The sequence below is a fragment of the Pseudomonas sp. S34 genome, assembly GCF_009866745.1.
Classification (GTDB): Bacteria; Pseudomonadota; Gammaproteobacteria; order Pseudomonadales; family Pseudomonadaceae; genus Aquipseudomonas; species Aquipseudomonas jessenii.
Genome location: NZ_CP019398.1, coordinates 3,605,783 through 3,628,270, shown reverse-complemented (window position 1 = coordinate 3,628,270; position 22,488 = coordinate 3,605,783). Strand labels below are relative to the sequence as shown.

Annotated in this window: 20 protein-coding genes; 7 read left to right on the top strand and 13 right to left on the bottom strand. The window is 60.1% G+C overall.

Annotated elements, in window-relative coordinates:
• Positions 1-199 precede the first annotated feature (199 nt).
• The 3 genes from PspS34_RS16160 to PspS34_RS16150 form a co-directional block, all read right to left on the bottom strand.
• Positions 200-1,450: an OprD family porin gene (locus PspS34_RS16160; protein ID WP_159390158.1), complete on the bottom strand. Its 1,251-nt coding sequence runs from the start codon at positions 1,448-1,450 to the stop codon at positions 200-202.
• Between the two features lie 173 nt (positions 1,451-1,623).
• Positions 1,624-3,273, bottom strand: coding sequence for a cation acetate symporter (locus tag PspS34_RS16155; RefSeq protein WP_102672730.1), 1,650 nt, complete (start codon positions 3,271-3,273; stop codon positions 1,624-1,626).
• The gene (locus tag PspS34_RS16150) at positions 3,270-3,599 is read right to left on the bottom strand and encodes a DUF485 domain-containing protein (RefSeq protein WP_090456027.1); all 330 of its coding nucleotides are present in this window, start codon (positions 3,597-3,599) and stop codon (positions 3,270-3,272) included. Before PspS34_RS16150 ends, PspS34_RS16155 begins: the two co-directional genes overlap by 4 nt.
• 394 nt (positions 3,600-3,993) lie before the next feature.
• Between PspS34_RS16150 and PspS34_RS16145 the strand changes: the two genes are divergently transcribed.
• Positions 3,994-4,971 (top strand): LysR family transcriptional regulator, encoded by a 978-nt coding sequence (locus PspS34_RS16145; RefSeq protein WP_159390416.1) that lies wholly within the window; start codon positions 3,994-3,996, stop codon positions 4,969-4,971.
• 152 nt (positions 4,972-5,123) lie between these two features.
• On the opposite strand, the gene PspS34_RS16140 is transcribed toward PspS34_RS16145, so the two are convergent.
• The 6 genes from PspS34_RS16140 to PspS34_RS16115 all read right to left on the bottom strand — a co-directional run bounded on the left by PspS34_RS16140 (position 5,124) and on the right by PspS34_RS16115 (position 10,188).
• Positions 5,124-5,561 carry a DUF6130 family protein gene (locus PspS34_RS16140; protein WP_159390157.1) on the bottom strand — a complete coding sequence of 146 codons (438 nt, stop codon included), beginning with the start codon at positions 5,559-5,561 and terminating at the stop codon, positions 5,124-5,126.
• 124 nt (positions 5,562-5,685) lie between these two features.
• On the bottom strand, positions 5,686-6,579 hold the full coding sequence (locus tag PspS34_RS16135; protein ID WP_154861915.1) for a LysR family transcriptional regulator: 894 nt from the start codon (positions 6,577-6,579) through the stop codon (positions 5,686-5,688).
• Positions 6,580-6,659: 80 nt separating this feature from the next.
• Positions 6,660-7,715, bottom strand: coding sequence for an alpha/beta hydrolase (locus PspS34_RS16130; RefSeq protein ID WP_159390156.1), 1,056 nt, complete (start codon positions 7,713-7,715; stop codon positions 6,660-6,662).
• 49 nt (positions 7,716-7,764) lie between these two features.
• Positions 7,765-8,835 (bottom strand): alpha/beta fold hydrolase, encoded by a 1,071-nt coding sequence (locus tag PspS34_RS16125; protein WP_159390155.1) that lies wholly within the window; start codon positions 8,833-8,835, stop codon positions 7,765-7,767.
• 2 nt (positions 8,836-8,837) lie between these two features.
• The gene (locus PspS34_RS16120) at positions 8,838-9,623 is read right to left on the bottom strand and encodes a carboxymuconolactone decarboxylase family protein (protein ID WP_159390154.1); all 786 of its coding nucleotides are present in this window, start codon (positions 9,621-9,623) and stop codon (positions 8,838-8,840) included.
• Between the two features lie 73 nt (positions 9,624-9,696).
• A complete protein-coding gene (locus PspS34_RS16115) occupies positions 9,697-10,188 on the bottom strand; it encodes a cupin domain-containing protein (protein WP_159390153.1) in 492 nt (163 codons plus the stop codon).
• A 653-nt stretch (positions 10,189-10,841) separates the two neighbouring features.
• Here PspS34_RS16115 and PspS34_RS16110 point away from each other — a divergent pair.
• Positions 10,842-11,186, top strand: coding sequence for a DUF6124 family protein (locus PspS34_RS16110; protein WP_159390152.1), 345 nt, complete (start codon positions 10,842-10,844; stop codon positions 11,184-11,186).
• A 160-nt stretch (positions 11,187-11,346) separates the two neighbouring features.
• On the opposite strand, the gene PspS34_RS16105 is transcribed toward PspS34_RS16110, so the two are convergent.
• The 4 genes from PspS34_RS16105 to PspS34_RS16090 all read right to left on the bottom strand — a co-directional run bounded on the left by PspS34_RS16105 (position 11,347) and on the right by PspS34_RS16090 (position 15,710).
• Positions 11,347-13,086 (bottom strand): dipeptidase, encoded by a 1,740-nt coding sequence (locus PspS34_RS16105; protein WP_159390151.1) that lies wholly within the window; start codon positions 13,084-13,086, stop codon positions 11,347-11,349.
• A gap of 160 nt (positions 13,087-13,246) precedes the next feature.
• Positions 13,247-13,546 carry a DUF4189 domain-containing protein gene (locus PspS34_RS16100; protein WP_150813963.1) on the bottom strand — a complete coding sequence of 100 codons (300 nt, stop codon included), beginning with the start codon at positions 13,544-13,546 and terminating at the stop codon, positions 13,247-13,249.
• Positions 13,547-13,712: 166 nt separating this feature from the next.
• On the bottom strand, positions 13,713-14,927 hold the full coding sequence (gene gltS / locus PspS34_RS16095) for a sodium/glutamate symporter (protein WP_102672736.1): 1,215 nt from the start codon (positions 14,925-14,927) through the stop codon (positions 13,713-13,715).
• A 222-nt stretch (positions 14,928-15,149) separates the two neighbouring features.
• Positions 15,150-15,710 (bottom strand): lipid-binding SYLF domain-containing protein, encoded by a 561-nt coding sequence (locus PspS34_RS16090; RefSeq protein WP_159390150.1) that lies wholly within the window; start codon positions 15,708-15,710, stop codon positions 15,150-15,152.
• A 314-nt stretch (positions 15,711-16,024) separates the two neighbouring features.
• On the opposite strand from PspS34_RS16090, the gene PspS34_RS16085 reads away from it, so the two are divergent.
• The 5 genes from PspS34_RS16085 to PspS34_RS16065 all read left to right on the top strand — a co-directional run bounded on the left by PspS34_RS16085 (position 16,025) and on the right by PspS34_RS16065 (position 22,440).
• A complete protein-coding gene (locus PspS34_RS16085; protein ID WP_159390149.1) occupies positions 16,025-16,723 on the top strand; it encodes a potassium channel family protein in 699 nt (232 codons plus the stop codon).
• Positions 16,724-17,236: 513 nt separating this feature from the next.
• A complete protein-coding gene (nirB, locus tag PspS34_RS16080) occupies positions 17,237-19,798 on the top strand; it encodes a nitrite reductase large subunit NirB (RefSeq protein WP_159390148.1) in 2,562 nt (853 codons plus the stop codon).
• A complete protein-coding gene (nirD, locus tag PspS34_RS16075; protein WP_090456004.1) occupies positions 19,798-20,184 on the top strand; it encodes a nitrite reductase small subunit NirD in 387 nt (128 codons plus the stop codon). Before nirB ends, nirD begins: the two co-directional genes overlap by 1 nt.
• A gap of 101 nt (positions 20,185-20,285) precedes the next feature.
• Positions 20,286-20,726, top strand: coding sequence for a CBS domain-containing protein (locus PspS34_RS16070; protein WP_090456003.1), 441 nt, complete (start codon positions 20,286-20,288; stop codon positions 20,724-20,726).
• A 94-nt stretch (positions 20,727-20,820) separates the two neighbouring features.
• Positions 20,821-22,440 carry a methyl-accepting chemotaxis protein gene (locus tag PspS34_RS16065; protein WP_159390147.1) on the top strand — a complete coding sequence of 540 codons (1,620 nt, stop codon included), beginning with the start codon at positions 20,821-20,823 and terminating at the stop codon, positions 22,438-22,440.
• Positions 22,441-22,488 lie beyond the last annotated feature (48 nt).

The following is a 22,488-nucleotide window of genomic DNA, read 5'->3' as shown; positions in this document are numbered from 1 at the left end:
TATTGGGACTGACCTGGTTCATGACCAAGCGGTTGAATCGAGTATAGGCAGGCATAAATCAAATAAGAATGCTCAAAAAGTCTCGTGCGTTGTGCAAAAAAACACAGGCTGGCGGCATCCCCGATGCGCCAGAAATGCACAAGGCGGGTGCTGCCCGCACCGTCAAGCGATGTGAGCGGCACCCGCCTTGTGCGGGGCCTTACCAGAGCGCCAGGGTATAGCTGAGGATCAGGCGGTTCTCGTCGAGATCGTTGCCGAAGTGGGCGGTGCGCACCGTAGCGTTGCGCCACTTCAGACCGAGGTTTTTCAGCGGGCCGCTCTGCACCACGTAGCCGATGTCGGTGTCGCGCTCCCATTCGCGACCCTCAGGCCTGCGGGCGCCCAGATCGATGCTGTCGCCGGCCAGGTAGCGGGTCATGAAGGTCAGGCCGGGAATGCCGAGCGCCGCGAAGTTGTAGTCGTAGCGCGCCTGCCAGGAACGCTCGTCCTTGTTGGCGAAGTCGTTGATCTGCACGAAGTTGACCAGGTAGGCGTCGCTGCCATTGACGTAGGCAAAGCCGGTGTCGCCACTCATGCGTTGGTAGCCCAGACCGAAGGCATGGCCGCCGAGGGCATAGGTGAACATGGCGCCGAAGGCGTTGTTGTCGATGTTGCTGTTACCGTCGTCGGTGGAGCGGGCGTAGCGCAGGTCGCTCTTGAGCATCTGGCCTGGGCCCAGCGGCAGCACGTGGACCAGACTGAACTGGTGTTGGTGGTAGAAGTCGTCCAGGCCGCCGTAGTTGTAGCCCGTGTTCAGCCGGTCGTTCCACTGGTAGGCAAGGCCGGCGAAATTGAAGGCGTCACTGCGGGCCTGGCCACTGACAATGCCCTTGGCGCCGGTGGTGGTGATCGCCATTTTCTCGTAGTCCGAGGAGTCGCGCTGGTTGACCCGATCCACGCGCCCGGCATCAACGCTCAGGCCTTTGATCTCCTGGACGTTCAACTGCCCACCGCGGAATGTTTGCGGCAACAGGCGCGAGTCATTGGCCAACAGCACCGGCAACTTCGGGGTCAGGGTGCCGAGCTTGAGCACGCTGTTGGACGCTTTGAACTTGGCCGTCAGGCCCAGTTCGCCATACTCGTCCTTGGCGCGTTTGGGCGGCTCGTTATCGCGCTTGAGCAGGCCGGAGCCGGAGCGATCGGGACTGGAATCGAGCTTGACGCCGAGCTGGCCAAGAGCGTCGATACCGACGCCGATCATGCCGTCGGTATAGCCGGATTCGTAGCGCAGAAGGAAACCCTGGGCCCATTCTTCTTGCTTGGACTGGGCGGCATTGGCCTGGCGGAAGTCGCGGTTGAAATAGAAGTTGCGCGTTTCCAGCCTGGCCGTGCTGTCTGCGAAGAAATCGGCGTGAGCCTGTGCGGCGAGGCCGGTGCCGGCCAGGAACAGGGTGAGGGTGGTGGGTTTCATTGGTTGCCTTTTGTTGTTTTTGTTGTCGACGAGCCGCTCCCGCGCCGCTTGGCGTTGGCGAGGGAGGGGCGCTTCTGGGGTGTCCTGCGCCGAGCGGCGCAGGTCGGGCGTAAAAAAGCGCGAAGCAAAGGAGCGGACTCGCGCTCGGGGCGTCAACCCCGGAAAAAGCAGCGTCAGTGACTGCTGGCCATGGCAGCTCCAAGGCCGGTCTGGGCACGGACGAACTGGTCGGCATAGGCGGCGCGCTCGCGGTCGGCGCGTTCGCTGCGGTCAAGCCTGGAAGCGACCACTATGACCAGGAAGGCCAGTGGCATGGAGAACAGCGCCGGCTGGTCGTAAGGGAAAAGCGCTTGGGCATGCCCCAGTACGCCGACCCACACCGACGGCGAGCCGATCACCAGGGCCAGTGCGCTGACCAGGCCGGTCAGGCCGCCATAGAGGGCGCCGCGGGTGGTCAGGCCGCCCCAGTACATGGCCATGATCAGTACCGGGAAATTCGCCGAAGCGGCGATGCCGAACGTCAGGCCGACCAGGAAGGCGATGTTCTGCCCCTCGAACAGAATGCCGAGGGCAATCGCAACGATGCCCAGGCAGATGGTGGCGATGCGCGACACGCGCATTTCCTGTTTCTCGTCGGCGCAGCCCTTCTTCAATACCGACGCGTAAAGGTCATGGGAGATGGCCGAGGCACCGGCCAGGGCCAGGCCAGCCACCACTGCGAGAATGGTGGCGAAAGCCACGGCAGAGAGGAAACCGAGAAAGAGGTTGCCACCCACCGCCTTCGCCAGGTGCATGGCCACCATATTGCTTCCGCCAATCATGGCCCCGCCTAGCTTGCCATCGACGTAGTACTGAGGATCGGTGCCGACGATGACGATGGCGGTATAGCCCAGGACGCAGACCACCAGGAAGAAGAAACCGATAAACACCGTGGCGAACAGTACGGATTTACGCGCTTCCTTGGCATTGGGCACCGTGAAGAAGCGCATCAGGATGTGCGGCAGGCCGGCAATGCCGAAGACCAGCCCAAGGGATAAGGACACCGCGTTGATCGGGTCGGCCAGCAAGGTGCCCGGGCCCATGATCTGCACGCCGCTGGCATGCACGGCCACAGCCTGGGCGGCCAGCGTCTCGAAGCTGAAATCGAAGCGACTCAGGGCCATCAGCACCAGGGTCGTGCCGCCCGCCAGGAGCAGGACCGCCTTGGTGATCTGTACCCATGTGGTGGCGAGCATGCCGCCGAAGATGACATAGACCAGCATCAGCAGTCCGACTACCACCACCGCCGTGCGGTAGTCGAGACCGAACAGCAGTTTGATCAGTTGACCGGCACCGACCATCTGCACCACCAGATAGCAGCACACCACGGTCAGCGATCCGAGGGCGGCGAAGCTGCGCACGCGGGTTTGATCGAGGCGGTAGGAGACGATGTCGGCGAAAGTGTAGCGCCCCAGGTTGCGCAAGCGCTCGGCCATCAGGAAGGTGACGATGGGCCAGCCGACGAAGAAGCCGATGATGTAGACGAAGCCGTCGTAGCCCTTGGCGAAGACCAGGCTCGACAGGCCCAGCAGAGTTGCCGCCGACATGTAGTCACCGGCGATTGCCAGGCCATTCTGGAAGCCGGTGATGCCGCCACCGGCGCTGTAGAAGTCGGCGGCGGAGCGGGTGCGTCGTGCCGCCCACCAGGTGATCAGCAGGGTGGCGAGGACGAAGACGAAAAACATGCCGATGGCGTGCAGGTTGAGCGGTTGCTTCTGCGCAATGATGGGCTCGGCATGGGCCAGCACAGGGCTGAGGGCGAGAAGGGCGGACAGGCGTTTCATGCGCGGGACTCCTGCAGGATCTGCGAGCTGAGTACGTCGAAGCGGGTGTTGGCGCTGTGCACGTACCAGGCGGTGAGTAGCCAGGACAACAGGATGATCGTCACGCCGATTGGCATGCCGAGGCTGAGGTGGCTGCCGTCGTAGAGCGGCAGGTGCAGCCAGGCAGGGGCGAAAGCCACCACCATGATGAAGCTGTAATAGATAGCCAGGACCGCGCCGCTCAGCGTCCAGGCCAGCAGTGCACGCTGGCGCGCGAGGCGGTGGAACTTGGGGTTGGCCCTGACCAGTGCACAGGTCTGGACGTGGTTCGGATGGTCGGTCGTCATGGTGCAGCTCCGCATTTCTAGTTGTTTTTGTTGTTCGGCCTTTTGAGGGGCGTACGGGTACCCGGGCAGCGACCCGATGCGGGACGCCACCTGAATGCTGATGTGCTGGAGTTATTGCCGCCCGGATGACCTTGCGGTGGAGAGAGGGCGGTGCAGGAGGGCGAGCCCGATCCGCTGCGCGGCGAGCAGTGGATCGGGCCAACGGCAGACGAGAACCGTGGCCGCGATTGCGCTGTTGCGCAGCTGTTTGTGTCCGGCGTGCAAGCCGGTGTTTATCCATGCGCTCATGCTGTCAGCCCTCGGTATTTATTATTGGGGTGGGGGGCTTTCCTGGCCTGAAAACGACGCTGGCCAAGTTGGGTGAGATGCGAGTATATAAGTGCATATTTCCCATATGTATTGGCAGAAAAGCCCGATGGATATGCAAAAAAGCACAACGCAGAACCCACTGAACTGGGACGACATGCGTTTCTTCCTCGAGGTCGCCCGTGCCCGCACCGCCAGCGGTGCAGCTCGCCGCCTGGGGGTGGACTACACCACGGTGTCGCGGCGCATCCGCGCCCTGGAGCAGTGTCTGGGTGCTCTGTTGTTCGAGAAGTCGCGAACCGCAGGTTTTGTCCTGACCGTGGAGGGGCAGCGTCTGGTCAGCCACGCCGAATCCCTGGAAAGTACGCTGCTGGTAGCCTGCGAGCAGGTTTTCGGCACCACCGGGGGGCTCGCCGGGCACCTGCGCATCGGCTGTACCGAAGCCTTCGGGACCTGTTTCATCACTGCGCAGATGAGCCACTTCCTCGAGCACTACCCGCATATCTCGGCGGACATTTTGCCGGTCCCGCATTTCATCAACCTGTCACGGCGCGAGGCGGACATCGCCATCACCCTGGAACGGCCCGAGCGCGGTCCGTACGTGTGCTCGCGGCTGTGCGATTACCGCCTGCGTCTGTATGCGACGCCGGAGTACCTGGCCAGTCATCCGACGATTGGCTGTCGCGAGGACCTGGCCGTTCACCCGTTCGTGACCTACGTCGAGGATCTGGCCTTCAGCTTCAAGCTGCTCTACCTGAACGACCTGATGCCCGGCGCCAACAGTCGCCTGCGCAGCACCAGCGTGGTGGCCCATTACCACGCAGCCCTGGAGGGGCGGGCGCTGGCGATCCTGCCTTGCTTCCTCGCCGGCCCCGATCCCCGCCTGTGCGAAGTGCTGCCCGGTGAAGTGGAGATCACGCGGCAGTTCTGGATGTATTACAGCGAGGACCTGCGCAAGCTGAAGCGGGTCACTCTGGTGGCCGAGTACTTGCGTGCTTGTGCGGAACTGAATCGCCCGCTGCTGATGGGCGAGTCACGTGTGATGAGCTATCTACCGTCACCCTGAGGGGGGAGTTGTGCAGCCAGAAGTAAAGCGAAGTAGTCAGTCAGAGGTGTTTTCGAAATCAGAGGCTACTCACACCACCGCAGTCAGCTATGAACACTCAATCGTTATGGTTTGACTGCGTGATCACTGTCAATGTGGGGAGCGTCCGCCGGTTACTTTTGCGGAACGATAAAACTCACTGTCGTACTGGTGAGGATTTTGTGAGTCGGGTCGGCCACTTCAAGCAGAACCTTGTGAGTGCCGGGCGTCAGTCCAACCAGGATGATCGGGTCTTCGCTGGTGTGCGCCCATGTGCCTTTCCAGTCGTCGACCGTCACGTGGAGGTGACCGAGACGTGGTGATACTTCAACAGCTGCTTTGCCAAATACCGGCATGATCCTGGCGTGTTCTGTTCGATACTGGATAATGACAACACCGCGGGCGAGTGGCTCGGCAAGCGGCGGGTAGGCAATGAGTTTTGGCGCAGTCTCGGATGCCAATGGAAGTATTGCCGGTGGGGAATCGGTGTCTGCTACCCCTTGTCCGTACACGGCTGTGCAAAAGAAGACACCCAAAGCCAGGGCCAATAGATTTCCGGGAGCGAGGGACATGGTTTTTTTCCCGCGTGATTTCATTCAAGCCTAGATCAAACCGGGTATCTCCCAGTGTTTATTTGAAACTGGAACCACTCACGTATTTCATCCGTGCCATCCAGGCAGGTTGACCATGGACGACTCAGCGCTTGTAACGCAGCGCGTCCACCACTACGCCGAACGCTGAAGAATGCTCACGGCGATTGGGGTAGTAAAGGTGGTAACCGGCAAAAGGCTGGCACCAGTCTTCGAGTACCCGCACAAGGCTTCCGTCGGCAAGCTCCCTGGCCACCATATCTTCTGGCAGGAACCCCAGCCCGCATCCGGCGACAGCAGCGCGCAGGATCGGCACGCTGCTGTTGAACGTCCACTGTCCTTCGACACGCGCCTTGAGTTCGTGACCGTCCTTCTCAAAATCCCATTGCATCAGGTTCCCGTGGGTGGGCAGGCGCAAATTGATGCAATTATGTGCGGCCAAATCCCTTGGCTCTTTCGGATACGGCCGCTGTTTGAAGTATTCGGCAGACCCCACTACGGCGATGCGCAACGGGGGGCCGATCGGGACGGCGATCATGTCCTTGGCCACCTGATCGCCCAGGCGCACGCCCGCGTCGTAGCGCTGCGCGACGATGTCGCAGAGGGCGTAGTCGACGGTGATTTCGACCTTGATGTCCGGGTAGTCGGGAAGCACCTTCGACAGCTTGGGCCAAAGGATGTTGTTCGCCGCATGTTCGGAGGCTGAAATCCGCACGTTGCCTGCCGGGGTATCGCGAAACTCGCTGACCGCAGCCAGTTCAAGTTCGATTTCGTCGAAGCGCGGTGCCATGGACTGATACAACCGCTGGCCAGCCTCTGTGGGGGATACGCTGCGCGTGGTTCGGGTCAACAGGCGAACGCCGAGCCTGGTTTCGAGAGCGCGCATGGTGTGGCTCAGCGCGGACTGCGAGACGCCCAGCTGTGCGGCGGCGCGAGTGAAGCTGCCTTCGCGGGTAATGACCACGAAGGCTTGCAGATCGTTGAGATTGGCGCGAGACATTGATGAGAGCCTCTCATGCGGAGAGCGGGATTATTCCATGTAATCAGGTTCCGCATGGATGCGCGACCCCAACGAACCAATCACAAGGTTCTTGCGTAGAACGGCGTCAACTTGCCGAGTGCAGCGTCCACATACTTGGGAACCCAGTAGGTTTCGATGTGCGTAGCGCCGTCGATGATGAACAACTCCTTGTCCTTGGTACCGGTGGCCTTGGGGAACGCATCCTGGGTCATGTACAGGCTGTCGGCCTTGCTGCCGGCGATCATCAGCAATGGCTGATTGATCAGTTCGATCTGGTTGGTGGCGTCGAAGCGCATCAGGTCCAGCAGGCTGCTCGTGGTGTACTTGAAGGTTGAATCAGGGTGGGCATGGGTCTTCCAGTAGTACTCATAACCCTGGCGATACAGCTCGAACGGCAGTTTGGCGATCTGCTCGTCGGTGAGGTTGGCATCGCCCGAATAGAGCACTTCACCTCCGGCCGCTTCCTGGGCGCGGGCAGCGGAAGCCTGTTGCAGGCGTTGCTCGATGGTGTCCAGTTGCGAGTCGTTGTAGCCATTGCGACGCACCCGGCCAGAGTTGAACATGCTCACGGTCGCCACCGACTTGAATCGCTTGTCGGTTTGCGCGGCGGCCAACGAGTAGCCACCGCCACCGCAGATGCCGAGCAGGCCCAGACGCTTGCCGTCGACGCCAGCATACTGGGTGATGAAGTCCGCCATGCCGTGGATATCCTCGATGCGGTACGCCGGCTTGTCGATGCTGCGCGGTTGTCCGCCACTTGCGCCCTGATACGCGGCATCGGCGGTAATCGTGATGTAGCCTTGTTCGGCCAGTCGCTGGGCATACAAACCGGCGACTTGCTCTTTCACACCGCCATTGGGGTGCGCCACCACCACCGTCGGGTAGGCCTTCTTCACATCGTAGTTGGCAGGGGTGTAGACGTTGGCAGCGATGTCCAGGCCATTGAGTTTGTAGCTGACCGGATGGATGTTGACCTTGCCGGGTTCATTCTTGGTAATTGCACCGTCGTAAGCCAAGGTGAACGGGTTCTTTTTGTAGTCGGCGGCGCCGGCTTCGCCAGCAGAAATACCGACCATGGCGGCCATCAGCGAGGCTTTCAAAATTGTATTTCTCATAAGTGTCTCCGAAGCATTAAAAGGCGCGTTAAAAAATGTGCTGAAGCCGTCAATCCAGATGCTTTTCTGTCAGAAACCCGGACACCAGGTCCGCGATCTGCACGTTGTTCAGATCCGACATGGGGAAGTGGGTATTGCCCTTGATGCCAATCTCCGGCAAGTGGATCAGCCTCACGTCACCGCCGTGTTTGTTGACGGCATCGCGCCAAAGTCGGGCCATGGTGAGTCGGGCGCGCCAGCTGTCCTGAGCGGGCAGGTCGACGGCTTGCTCCGGGATGTTGTCGCCGTAGAGGATCAGGATCGGAATGCGCGTGAGCGCCATGAACTGATCCATCGGCACCGCTGCGCCTTGTACCGTGTCGAACGCGCTGGGAATCGGCGCGGGTACTTCACCCTGCGGGAAGACGAAGCTGCTGCCCGGCTCGAAAGCCACGATGGCCTTGACCTTGTTGTTCTTGATCGCCGTCAACCAACCAGGCCCGCCACCCTGAGAGTGCGTGAACAGGATGCCGTGGCCGATTTTGTCGAAGACCGCCGACACGCCATCGGAGACCACGCCCATGTCGAATGGACCGGTGTTTGGCGTCATCGCGCGGAAGAACTGGTCGCGGGTTTGCGCATCCCGGGCAACCTGCACACCCTCGAAATAGTTGGGCCACAGGCCGATGCGGAATTGGTTGAACCAGAGCTGCTCGTCCGGGACAGGCTTGACCGTTGCTTCGACCATGCTGCGGCCGGCATCGCCACGGCGCGGCTGGTCGATCAGATACACGCCGAACTGGCGCCGCAGAAAAATATTCTGGAAGCCTTCGCGGCCATCCGCGGTGGTTTCCCAGGTCTTGGAAAACTGGCCTGCGCCGTGCCACATGACGATGGGCAGTTTTCGCGCATCGACCGAGATTTGGTAGAAGGTGTAGGCATGGTCGCCGTGGTAAGTCTGGCCGTCTGGCGTCATCGGTTTGCGCGGATTGAACGTGCCCGGTGCGGTGATCATCGTCCCGCCGGCGGCGAAGCTGCCTTGCTCCTGAATCATCAAGGGAGCAGCGGCAGTGGCATGGCTTGCACAGGCGGCAAGCACGCTCAGCAGGGTGAAGTTCAGCAGGTTTTTTCCAGTCTTCATGTTCAACCTCCCGAGGCAGCAAGTGCCTGTGTCAGGGCAGTGCTTGCACGTTTGGCGGATTGTTCATCGCCGTGCTCGGCCAGTACCTCGATGACTTGGCGCAATTGCTCCACGCTCAACCCAACCCGCAGGCTCGCCCCCATGTGCGAGCGCAACTGCGACTCCACACCCGGCGTTGCGGCCAGAGCGCCGACGGTCGCCAGCTCGCGGCTTTGCCAGTCGAGGTTGTCGCGCTCGAAGATGTCGCCGAACAGATGGGTTTGCAGAAACCGGTTGATGACCGGGGCGAAATCGAACACCGGCCCCTTGACCGGCCCACCCGAAATTCGGGTTTGATTGGCCGTTCCTGCCGCGAGCAATGCCTCACCGGTTGCAATGGCACGGCTGGGTTCACGTCCAGGCTCATCGTGAATGCCACGTTGTTTGCGCGCTTGCACCACCGTCATCAGTTCATTCAACGCATTGAGGCTGCGCGGGAAGCCGACATAGGCGTAGAGCTGCACCAGGATTTCCTTGGTTTCGCTGACCGTCAGGCCGGCGTCCAGGCCTTGGTTCAAGACAGCGTTGAGCCTTGGCATGTCACTGGTCGCCATGAACGCTGCGATCAGTGGAATGGCCTGTTGCCTGGCCGACAGCGTTTGTGCCGCAGGTTGTGTGCTGGTCATGGGTTGCGATGCCTCGGCGTTCTGAGTGGCCACACCCGACATCAAGCCAAGGCCCAGACACAGGGCTATCAGCGCGGGGAGGGCACCGGTCTTGCGATGTGCAATCGGTGTATCAGTGGTCATCGTGAAAGCTCCATCCATTGCTCATCACTGCCTGGCAGGCGGTGCTCGATTGAGGTTGATCTACAACAAACAGCTACAAGCCCTGCGCGGGCGATTGACCTTCGTACTGCGCATCCGAGACTTTTTCCGCCCAGGTGACAGCCTTGCCGTCCTCGGCTTCGGCGATGGCGATGTGAGTCATTCCGTGGGTGGCCGTCGCGCCGTGCCAGTGACGTGTGTGCGGCGGGATCCAGACAATGTCGCCCGGACGGATTTCCTGACGTGGGCCACCCTCTTGCTGCACATAACCAACCCCGGCGGTGACGATCAGCGTTTGCCCCAGCGGATGGGTATGCCAGGCCGTGCGGGCGGCGGGTTCGAAGGTCACCGTGCCACCGCCGATGCGGGCAGGGGAATCCCCCTTGAACAGGCCATCAACCCGAACCGTGCCGGTGAAGTTTTCCGCAGCCCCCTTGATGGAGGGCTGGGAGCCGGCGTGGGTGATGCGGATCTCGTTGGAGGACTGGGCGCAGGCTTCCCCGGCCATGAGCGATAAGGCCACCAATGGGGCGATCAAGGGATTCATCAATGTTGCTCCTAAAGGCGGGTCAGCCAACTGCGAGGCAGCCGCCGTGGGTGTTGAAGGGGAGATGGTTTTCCCTCTCAGGTCGTGGGCCGTCAGGAACGAGCACACAACGGGCGGGATGGTTTCACCCCAAATTCCCGCTTTTGATGGTCAGGTTGCACGTCAGTGGTATCGGCTGGGTGCAGGACCGCCGGGGAAACAGTAAGCGAGCTAATGGATGAGTACTAGACGGGTAAATCGGCAAGGGTTCATGAGGCTTGTTCATCAATCCGGGCAAGTGCGCCATGTCACTCAACATCGCCGGAGAGCGTTTGTTTAACGGTGTTTAAGGTTACTTCATGCAAGCTACAAGACCTTGCGCCGTTGCCTACGGTTACGCCAGAATCCGCCGGCTTGTGCGCCTTGGGGGCCATCGGTAACTTGATTCGCGTCACTGCCCATCAGTGATCGGGTTTAGTCGCCCGTTGGTTTCACGAAGCGTATTTCCATTAAGGCAGTCAGGTCATTGCATGCCTGCACTTCATGGTAGCTGTGCGCAGGGCGCCTTCGGGCGCGCCGGTTTCGTGTCTCCCCGGTCGACTAACCTGCGTACAGCTGCCACCCCCTTGTTTAGTCGCAAGTCGGTGATGGCTCCATTTTTTGGAGACAGAAATATGTTCAAGGTAACGCCAAACCCACCGGAGGTTGATCCGGTCTCCCCACATGAACCCGACTCAAGCAGGCTCAACGAAGCCGCCCCCGATTTTCACATCCCCTCGATAGCCGATATCAAAGCCACACCGCGTGCCCCCTGTACCCTGTTCACCGTGGACCCGCAGGCGAGTCCCGAAACCTTGATGGTTTATCAGGTCGAAACCCTCGCGTCGGTCGATGTGATGGTCCATCAGTTGGTGGATCACCTGGACGGAGGGTCGCGCAATGCGCTGCTGGGGATTTCCAACAGCGTGATGCTGGCGGAGATCACGGCGAATCGGGTGCTGGATCAAATCGACCCGTAGGAGCGAGCCTGCTCGCGATGGAGGGTAACGATGACGCGGGAAACCAGACGGACCGTGGCGCCCTTGGGTTTTGCGCGAGCAGGCTCGCTCCTACAGGGGGCGGGATGTGGTTTGGAAGTGAAAGCAATGGACCCGCCAGGGTGGCGGGTCCGAAGGGGGGTCAAAGTTTCGGCAATTGCCCGATGCGGCCCATCATTTCGGTCACGATCTGCAAGTCCAGCAGGAACTGCTCGGTGGTCTTGAACTCGTTGTCGTTGTGACCGGTGTATTTGACGTCCGGCATGGCCAGGCCGAATTGCACGCCGTTGGGCAGTTCATGCACGGAGGTGGCGCCGGCGGAGGTGCCGAACTTGTGTTCCATGCCGAGGTTTTCGCTGGTCACAGCGAGCAAGGCCTTGACCCATTCACCCTCGGGGTTGCGGTACATCGGTTCGGCGATCGACAGGTCGAAGGTTGGTGCGATGCTGGTCTTCTTGCTCCAGGCGTCCAGCTTTGCGGCGATTTCGGATTTGAGCACATCCGGCGTCTTGCCCTTCGGCACGCGTAGGTTGACCGCGAGTTTGAAGGCTTTGTCATCCATCCCGACATAGGTCAGGGAGGTGGTCAGCGGGCCCATGAATTCATCGGAAAAACCGACTCCCAACTTGCCACCCAGGTAATCCAGCCCCCAGTTGTCGGCGGCGTAGCGGGCGGCGTCGGTGATCTGGTTGTGCTTGAGCGCGACCTTGCCGTCGAGGCCATTGATGAAGTCGAGCATCCTGGCCACCGGGTTGACGCCGGACTCGGGCTCGGAGGAGTGGGCGGACACACCGGTGACCGTCAGTTTGACGTCCTTGCCGTCGACCTTGGCAGCGACCTCGAAGTTGCCGCCGTTACGCTTGGCATATTCGGTGCCGGCCTTTTGCAGGCTGGCGGCCAGTTCGGCGGGCTTGTCGGTCACCAGGGTCGCAACCGATGTCGATGGAATCTGGTTGGTGGCCAGGCCGCCGGTCATCGAGGTGATCTCTGCGCCCTTGCCTTGCGCGGTGCGCTTGGCGAAGCTGGCCATGACCGTGCCGTAGCCTTTCTCGGCGATCACCACCGGGTAGCCGCCATCCAGCGCCAGGTTGTAGTTGGGTGTGGGGTTGCGTTCGAAGTAGTAGGGGATGGCGTCGCCCGTGGTCTCTTCGGTGGTGTCGACCAGCAGCTTGAAGTTGCGGGCCAGCGGCAGCTTCTCCTCCTTGATGATCTTCATGGCGTAGAGCGCCACCACGATGCCGTTCTTGTCATCCTCGGTGCCGCGGCCATACATGCGATCGCCGATCAGGGTGACCTTGAACGGGTCGAGGCGGGTGCCGTCCTGCAGCACCCAGTTTTCTGGCGTCACCGGCACCACATCGGCATGGGCGTGAATGCCCACGACTTCATCGCCGCTGCCTTCCAGGGAGATCTCGTAGACGCGGTTGTCGATGTTGCGAAAGTTCAGGTTGAACGCCTGGGCCAGGCCCTTGATCTTCTCGGCAATCTTGAGGAATTCGGGATTGTCGTGCTGGTCGACACCGTCCACGCGCACGGTCGGAATGGCCACCAGCTCCTTCAGGGTTTCGGTGGCCGCGCTGCCGTATTTCACCCGGGCATAGAGGCCGAGCAAACGATGGATTTCGTTTTGTTGCCCGGCGGTAAGGGGCTTGTTGTCGAGGAAGGCACGGATGGCCGGGCCGAGGTCGTCGGTCTTGGCGATATCGCTCTTGGCCAGGCTTCCCAGGAACTGCCTGAAATCCTTGACCGATGCATCACTGAAGGTCTTGAGGATGATCGCGTTCTGTTGCGGGGTGATGTTGGCGTGGGCAGCGGTGGTGAACGACGAAAGGCTGGCGAGCATGAGGGTGGTCGCAGCCAGGTGCTTGAGGGAGAAATCCATTGCTGGGGGCATTCCTTTGCAGGCGGTTCGTAGGAAATATCTGATCGACTGATCAGAAACATCTCAAAGCTAACACCGCGAGCGTGTGAAACGGGAGACCCTGAAGTGGGATCTGTCGCACAGAAATGCAAAAGCGGCGCAGAAATGAAAAACCGCTCTATCAATGCTTACATTCCGCCATCACCACTTTGCAGGTACTTGGCGTGCCGCCGGATCGGCCGGAATAGCGTATGCAATTACTCAGGGATTTCTGGCGAGCCATGTCCAGGGTGTCGCCCCAGGCGAGGCCTCCTTCGCCGACAGTGGGGAGGGCTTTTGCATAGCAGGTCGAGCCGACGCTGGGGGCAGAATGCTGAGCCGTGCTGGCTTTGCCTGAACAGCCGGCTATCAGCGCCAGATCGACGGCGAGCAGGGATAGCAGGATCCACGACGAGCATTGGCGCACAGTGTGTCCCGTCATCCCGGTTCCCCTGTAGCAAGAGGCGCATTTGAGATCGTACCTGGCCGGATCAGGGCTGGGGCACTCTCTTACTTGAGCCTATCCTTGCGGCATCGATCCTGCTGCTCCTTTCGTCCGCTTTCCCAGGTTCGGTGTGTCCGGCCGTCCGAGAGCCGGGCCGAGGTCGCTACAGACCACTGAACATGCTGATGATCACGGCATTGACCAGGTCAATGAAAAAGCCACACACCAGCGGCACGATCAGGAAGGCCTGGTGCGCCGCGCCGTACTTTTGCGTCACGGTCGACATGTTGACGATGGCCGTTGCCGTGGAACCGAGGGCAATCCCGCCGAATCCGGAAGCGATCACGCTGGCTTCGTAATTGCGCCCCATAAAACGGAAGACCACAAAATACGTATAGGCGACCGTCAGCAGGATTTGCAGGGTCAATGCGCAAAGAATGAACATCAACGCGCCGCTGAGTTGCCAGAGCTGAAGACCCATCAGGGCCATGGTCAAAAACATGCCCAGACAGATATCGGAGATCAGCGACAGGCCCAGGCTGGCACCGCTCCAGGTTTTCAGTCGCTGGTCACCGACAAAGGCCAGAACGAGGTGGTGAATGACGATGCCGGCGAACAGGCAGCTGACAAACTTGGGCAGGGTGATGCCGGCATCGACCAGCAACAGGTTGAGTCCATAGCCGAGCATCAGGGTCAGGTTGAGCCACATCCAGGCCCAGAGCACGTCGTAGTAGTCCAGCGCCTTGCTCGGTTGTTGCTCGAGAATGCCGACTTCCAGCTCCGCATCCCTGGACGGCGTCAGTTGATAACGGCGTATCAGCTGGTTGGCGATAGGGCCGCCGATGACGCAAGCGGCAATCAGGCCGACAGTGTTGCTGGCGATGCCCAGTTCGTGGGCGTTGCTGATGCCCAGCTTTTCGACGAAGAGCGGTGCCCAGGCCAGGGTCGTGCCCACCCCACCCGTGAGGGAAATGGAGCCCACCATCAACCCCGCCTTGGGATCAAGCCCAAAAGCCTCGGCCACGCCCATGCCCAGCGAGTTCTGCAGCAGAATGAACACAGCGGCGAGTAACAGCAGGATCAGCAGCGGGCGCCCGCCCTTGAGCAGTTGGCGCATGTCCGACTTCAAGCCGATGCCGGCAAAGAAATAGAGCAGCAGGGTGTCGCGAACTTGCAGATCGAATTCGATCTGGATATTCAGGCCAAAGTAAAGCAAGGACGTAACCGCCGCACAGACGAAGCCGCCGACGACCGATTCGGGGATACAGTATTGACGGAGAAAGGCGTTGTGCTGGACGAGGGTTTTGCCAAGGAAAAGCAGGAGGATGGCAAGGGTAAAACTCACGAGGCCGTGAACCTGGAAGAGCTGTGAAGTCATTTAAGGCCTACCTAAAACTGAAAAGTCATTATCAGGATTCGGTCATTCAATGTTTAGACCTGGATCAATGAACGGTCGAAACACCCTTGCTCGTCCAGATGGCTTCCCAGTCATCAGGTGCGTCTGTACGCCAGGAGTGAGGACAGCCTAGCCTGAAGGGGAACCCCCATCCGGGTTGGCATGGCCGCCATCACGCTCCCGATGGCCAGTCAGACGGTGACGTCAGCGCTTGATCAGAGAAATCTTCGTTCCCTCGATACTGACCCCCGCCATTAACCCTTGCTGGTCGAAGATAAACGCGTAGGCGTCGTCTTTGAGCGTCGAGCTGGACAGGTTCTTCGCAACCCCTTCATCCACAAACACAACAGTTGGCCCGACACCGATTTCCCAGCCCTTGGTTTTGGCGACATAGTCCACGGCTTTATCGGTCATCAGGAAAACCACATAGCCGTACGATTGGGCGCCGGCCTGCAGCCCCCATGAACCGCTGACAGAGTTGTAGTAGTTCTCGACTTTCGTGCCCTTCATTAAAACGCCTTCGCCATAACTGCCGCCGAATACAAGTCCCGCCTTGATGATGTTCGGGAAGACCAGCACAGCCTTGGCTTGGTGCGAGATGGTTTCGGAGAATGGATTGGTCTTGTAGAGCGTCTGCAACGCTTGTCGAGCGTCGGCATTCAGATCCTCGGCGGTGGCCGCTGCGGCATTGTTCAGGAAACCGGCCGATGCCAATGTTGCAATCGCGAGGAAGAACGACCGGAAGAACTGCATTGATCGAGTCATTTGCGTACTCCGCTGAGGGAGCAGGGGATGAGAGCAGCGGCAAGTGCCTGCGTCACACAGGAACCGAACCCGCTGAGGTTATCCGGCGCACCCTGAAATGTGTGAATTGCAGGCTGCGCTCGTGAAAGAACTGGGCTCTGGGCCACTGATCGTTTGCGCTGCCATCAGCTGTTATGACCACTGCGTATCGGCCGGGTTCGCTGTCAGTTTTGCTTCTGGCCGATGGTTTTCCGCCTCGCATGCATTCGCGACTAGAATTTCACTGCCAATCATTCTTGAGCAAGATCAGTTTTTTCGCCCTCCGGGAACCAGATATGACAAATTCTCAAGATAAAGCCGAATCCGACGCGGATTTAGCTCAAATGGTTATAGGGCTAGGGCCCTGCACTTATCTGTTGTTGCTCTTGCTAGGGTTGATCCTCCTGTTTCCCTTTCTTGAGGAGGGGCTGATTGCTCGCATGTTGCTCGGCATTCTGTTTTCGGCCGTGCTGCTCGTGGGTGCTTTCGCCACCCGGCAGACCCGGCGGGGCTTCATCCTCAAACTGTGCCTGGCGTTGCTTGGGATTTGTCTTCAATGGGCGGCCTTGTGGACCGAGAGTGTCGCGACGCTTGAACTTGCCGGGATCACCTATGCGGCGTCACTTGCGGTTTCGTTCAGCGGAGTGCTTCGCTACCTTCTCAAACGCGGGCCAATTACAGCCGACAAGCTTCATGGCGCGCTTGCGGGCTACATCATGCTGGCCTTCGCTTGGTCCTTCATCTATGCCCTGGTCGAGATTTCCGCCGCGGGCTCATTCGGCCCTGGCAACTTCGATTTCAGACAAGCCGGCACTTTCTTCAAACTGATCTATTTCAGCTTCACGACGCTCACGACCACCGGTTACGGGGATGTTATCCCGTTGACCAACCACGCCCGCTCACTGGTGATGGTCGAAGAGTTTTCAGGCGTCTTTTACGTGGGGGTCGTGATAGCGCGGCTTGCCGGCATTTATCCGTCGCATCAGGCCAGGTGACGCCCGATTTGCCTGGGCCACCACCGGCCTTCCGCTGCCCCGGTATTTATTGGGTCAAATGACTTTAACGATCCATGGATTACCGGAAACAGGCTTGAGTGCTGACGAGCTGAGGAATCGAGCGGTCCATGCACTTTTATAAAGCGCCATGCCTAACAACGTGCACCAGTCGGAAGCGCCGCAAAGCGCTATCGCCTGCGGTAACTCCAACGTCGTGACAATCCCCCCTGGCTCAAGAGTCAGTGTTTCCAGATAGTTGAAGTCTCTGTGTCGCTGGCTGGCACAAAGGCTGCAAGGCTGACTTCAGGTCCACCTGGAACGCATTCGTGTGGACAGCCCCCTCGGTCAACGACGATCGATTGGCCGGACAGGTCGTGGGCAGCATCGGTGGATCAGGCATAGATGCCTGGTTTGTACACCGCAAAAGAACAGGCAAAGACGCCTGGAACCGAAAGGTTTCAGGCGTTTTTTTTTGCTTTTAAAACCGTGATTGGCTCGGGCTGGGTGCTTTCTATGAATTCCAATGTTGCCACGTTGAACAAGATGCAAACGCTGATCGTGATCGGTAATGGCATGGTCGGACATCATTGTGTCGAACAGCTGATCGAGCGGGGAGCGCTTGACCATTACCGGCTGCACGTCTTCAGTGAGGAGCCGATGCGCGCCTATGACCGTGTGCATCTTTCCGAGTACTTCTGCGGTCGTGATGCCGAGTCGCTGGCGCTGTCCGATGCGTCGCTTTACCAGACGCCCGGCGTTACGCTGCATTTGGGTGTGCCGGTATTGGAAATCGACCGCGCCCGTCGCCAGGTGGTCACCTCGCAAGGTTGCGTCTCGTATGACAAATTGGTGCTGGCCACCGGTTCTTATCCGTTCGTTCCGCCAATCGAAGGCGCCGAAGGGGAATCGCGCCTGGTCTATCGCACCCTGGAAGACCTCGATGCCATTCGGGCTGCTGCGGCCAATGCCCGGCGCGGCGTGGTGGTCGGCGGTGGCTTGCTGGGGCTGGAAGCCGCGAACGCGTTGAAGAGCCTGGGCCTTGAAGCCCACGTGGTGGAGTTCGCGCCGCGCCTGATGCCGGTACAGCTGGATGACCTCGGTGGCCAGGCGCTCAAGGCGCAGATCGAACGATTGGGCGTCGGTGTACACCTGTCCCGCGCCACGCAATCGATCAGTGCGGGCGAGCAGTACCGCTATCGCATGAATTTCGCCAATGACGAATTCCTCGAAACCGACCTGATCGTGTTTTCCGCCGGTATCCGCGCTCAAGACGCGCTGGCTCGTCGATGCGCGCTGGAGATCGGTCCGCGCGGTGGCGTGGTGATCGACGACACGTGCCTAAGTTGCGACCCGAACATCTACGCCATCGGTGAATGCGCTTCATGGAACGGCAGCCTGTTCGGCCTGGTCGCACCGGGCTACCAGATGGCGCGCAGCGTTGCGGCCCGTCTGTGCAACGAAGTCGCCGAGCCGTTCACCGGTGCCGACATGTCGACCAAGCTCAAGCTGCTGGGGGTGGATGTCGGCTCCATCGGCGACGCCCACGGCAACACCCCGGGCGCGCGCAGCTATCAATTCATCGACGAAACCAGCGCCAGTTATCGCCGCCTGGTGGTGGATGCAAGTGGCAAACACGTCCTCGGTGCAGTGCTGGTCGGTGACAACAGCTATTACGACACCCTGCTGCAATACATGCAGAACGCCATTGCCTTGCCGTCGGAACCGGCCAGCCTGATTCTGCCGTCCTCCGAAGGCGCGCCGGCCCTGGGCCCGGGTGCGCTGCCCGAGTCGGCCACGGTGTGTTCATGTCATAACGTCACCAAGGGCTCCATTTGTTCGGCCATCGACGGCGGCTGTACGGACCTGGGCCAGCTCAAGTCGCAGACCAAGGCTTGCACCGGCTGCGGCGGTTGCGCCGGCCTGCTCAAGCAAGTGTTCGAGCATGAGCTGATTGCCCGCGGCGTCAGTGTCGACAAGAGCCTGTGCGAACACTTCGCCTATACCCGTCAGGAGCTTTATGCGCTGGTACGGGTAGAGGGAGTGATCACCTTCGAAGAACTGTTGGCCAAACATGGCCGTGGCCACACCGGTTGCGACGTCTGCAAACCGGCGGTGGGCTCGATCCTCGCCTCGTGCTGGAACCAGCCGATCATGGACACGTCGCTGGTGCCCTTGCAGGACACCAACGACACCTTCATGGCCAACATGCAGAAAAACGGTACGTACTCGGTGGTGCCGCGTATTCCCGGCGGCGAAATCACCGCCGACAAGCTGATCGCGATTGGCGTGGTGGCGAAGAAATACGACCTCTACACCAAAATCACCGGCGGGCAGCGCATCGATCTGTTCGGCGCTCAGTTGCATCAGTTGCCGGACATCTGGGCCGAGCTGATTGAAGCGGGTTTTGAGACCGGGCACGCCTATGGCAAATCGACCCGGACGGTGAAGTCCTGTGTCGGCAGTACCTGGTGCCGTTATGGCGTACAGGACAGCGTACAAATGGCCCTGACCATCGAAGACCGCTACAAGGGCCTGCGCTCGCCGCACAAGCTCAAGTTCGCCGTCTCCGGATGCACCCGTGAATGCGCCGAGGCGCAGAGCAAGGACGTGGGCGTAATCGCCACCGAGAAAGGCTGGAACCTCTACGTGGCCGGTAACGGCGGCATGCGTCCGCGCCACGCCGAGCTGTTTGCCACCGACCTCGATGACGCGACCCTGATTCGTTACATCGACCGCTTCCTGATGTTCTACATCCGCACCGCCGACAAGTTGCAGCGTACCTCGGTCTGGCGCGAGAGCCTGGAAGGCGGCCTCGACTACCTCAAGGACGTGATCATCAACGACAGCCTCGGGCTGGGTGAGGAGCTCGAGTCGCAGATGCAGCTGGTGGTCAACCGCTACGAGTGCGAATGGGCCAATGCCCTTAAAGACCCGGAAAAGCTCAAGCGCTTCCGCACCTTCGTCAACGATCAACGCCCGGACCCGGACATCCATTTTGTCCAGGAACGCGGTCAGCGCCGGCCGATCATGGCCGCTGAACTCCACCTTATCCCTGTCATTGAGGAGATTGTCTGATGAGCCAGTCCGATACCCAGCGCGCCTATTCCAGTTCCTCCCTGGTCCATCCCGATGCCTGGCAAGCGGTGTGCAGCCAGGATGATCTGGTGAGTAACTCCGGCGTCGTCGTCTGGCTGGACGGTGCACAAGTGGCGCTGTTCTACCTGCCGGCTGCCGAAGGCAAGACCCTCTACGCCATCGATAATCATGACCCGCAATCCGGGGCGAATGTCATCGGTCGCGGGCTGATCGGCAGCATCAAGGGCGATCTGGTGATTGCCTCGCCACTCTACAAACAGCATTTCCGCCTTGAGGACGGCAGTTGTCTGGAGTATCCGCAGCAGCGTCTGCGGGTCTGGCCTGTGCGCCTCAACGGAGGCCAGGTGGAGGTCGCGGTGGCCTGACCACATGGATTTCCACGCGGTCTGAACGCTCACTCAATTAATGATTCATGCCAGGCTCCGGCGGAGTCGATGATCAATGACAAACAGTATCGGAGGCTCGTATGAAAACAGCCGCACAACTGCTCAAGCTCAAGGCCGTGCAGAACCGACGGGTGCATAGCATCGCGCCAGACCAGACGGTGCTTGAAGCGTTGAAGATGATGGCCGAAAAAAATGTCGGTGCGTTACCTGTCATGGAGGAGGGGCAGGTGGTCGGCGTTATCAGCGAACGCGACTATGCGCGCAAGGTCGTTCTACAGGGGCGCTCTTCGGTCGGTACGCCAGTCCGGGCCATCATGAGTGCGCCCGTGGTGACAGCAGACAGTCAGCAGAGTATTGAGCGTTGCATGGCGGTCATGACCGACAGTCACCTGCGCCATCTACCGGTGGTGGAGGGCGACCAACTGATTGGCCTGTTGTCGATTGGTGATCTGGTTAAAGAAGCCATCGTCGAGCAGGCCGAACTGATCCGGCAACTGGAACACTATATTCGCGGACATTAAAGCGACCGGGGCAGGGTGGATCGAAGGCTTGTGAGTACATGCAGTTTTCAGATGTGCCGGGCGTCGGGCGGGAATTGATCAGGGAGCATATGACATGGCCAGGTTGAGCACGGCACAACGTATCGTCATCGGCTTTGCAATTGCGCCGTTGGTACTGACAGGTTTGGTGTTGTATGCGTTGCACGATCTGGCAACGCTAAAGGAACAGGCCATGCTGATCGTCAAACGGGACTGGCCGAAAATCGATCCGATCATGGTCATTGCCACAGGTGTACGGGACAACGCCAGGAACACCCGGGACTTGCTGATCGACAAAGACAATCAGCAAGTGCAAGAGGCCATCGATGCCACCAAAAAGCGTATCAGCCTGGCCCTGAAAACCCTCGAGCCGCTGTTCGATCTGCCGGAAGGCAAGACCGCCTATGCTGCCCTGAAAAAGAACCGCGAGGCTTACGTCGACGCATTCACCCAGGTGCAGGTGTTGATCCGGCAAGGCGCTTTTGATGCCGCGATGGCGCAGTTGAAACAGCACGTCGTCCCCGCCGAACAGCAGGTTTATAAAAGTCTGGACGCCTTGATGGCGCTGCAAGGGCAGATCTTCGCCGACCGTGAAAGATCGGCGCAGGCGCTGTACGAAGAAGCGTATCTGAACATGTTGGGGCTGCTTGCATTCTGCCTGGCCTCGGTCATCGCCGCGGCGGTCATCGTGACGCGCAGTGTCACCCGGCCCTTGGGTGGCGAGCCCGATGATGCCGCGCGGGTCTTGAGTCAAATCGCGCAGGGCGACCTGACGATTCAAGTGCCAGTGAATGCAAATGCCGACGGTAGCGTGATGATGAACATGCACCGGATGCAGCAAAGCTTGAACGCGATGGTCAGGCACATCGCCGTGTCGGTCGATCAGGTGGCCAGTTCGTCCGAAGAGCTGAGCACGGTCAGCAGTCAGACCAGCAGCAGTTTGCAACTTCAGGGCCTGGAGATCGAACAGGCTGCGGCGGCGGTCAATCAGATGACGGCGGCCGTCGACGAGGTCGCACGCAATGCCGTCAGCACCAGCGAGGCGTCCCGGGTTTCCGAGCAAACGGCACAACGCGGCCGTGAGCAAGTTCAGGAAACGGTGGCCTCGATAGGTGCGCTGGCGGACGGCATGATGGATACCTCCGAACGTGTTCAGCAATTGGCCGGACGTGTACAAGACATTAGCGCGGTACTGGATGTAATTCGCAGCATTGCCGAGCAAACCAATTTGCTGGCCCTCAACGCAGCGATTGAAGCGGCTCGTGCCGGTGATGCCGGGTGTGGTTTTGCGGTAGTCGCCGATGAGGTGCGGGCGCTGGCCCATCGCACTCATGTGTCGACCCAGGAAATCGAGCAGATGATTGGCAATATTCGGCTCGATACCGGGCACGCGGTGACCGCAATGCAAAGCAGCGGTCACCTGGTGCAGACGACCCTGGAAGTCGCGCAACGCTCCGGCGAGGCACTGGAGGAGATCACCCGGTCGATCTCGCAGATCAATGAACGCAACCTGCTGATCGCCAGTGCCACGGAGGAGCAGGCCCTGGTGGCGCGTGAGGTGGACCGCAACCTGGTGGGCATTCGTGACTTGTCCGAGCAGATCGTACTGGGTGCCCGACATACCCACGCAGCCGGTCAGGAGCTGGCGCAGATGGCTGGAGCGCTGCACCAGACGGTGGCGCGCTTTAAAACCTAGGCAGATTCGTTTTGCTTGTAGCAAGAGGGCCTCAAGGAGGCCCTCATC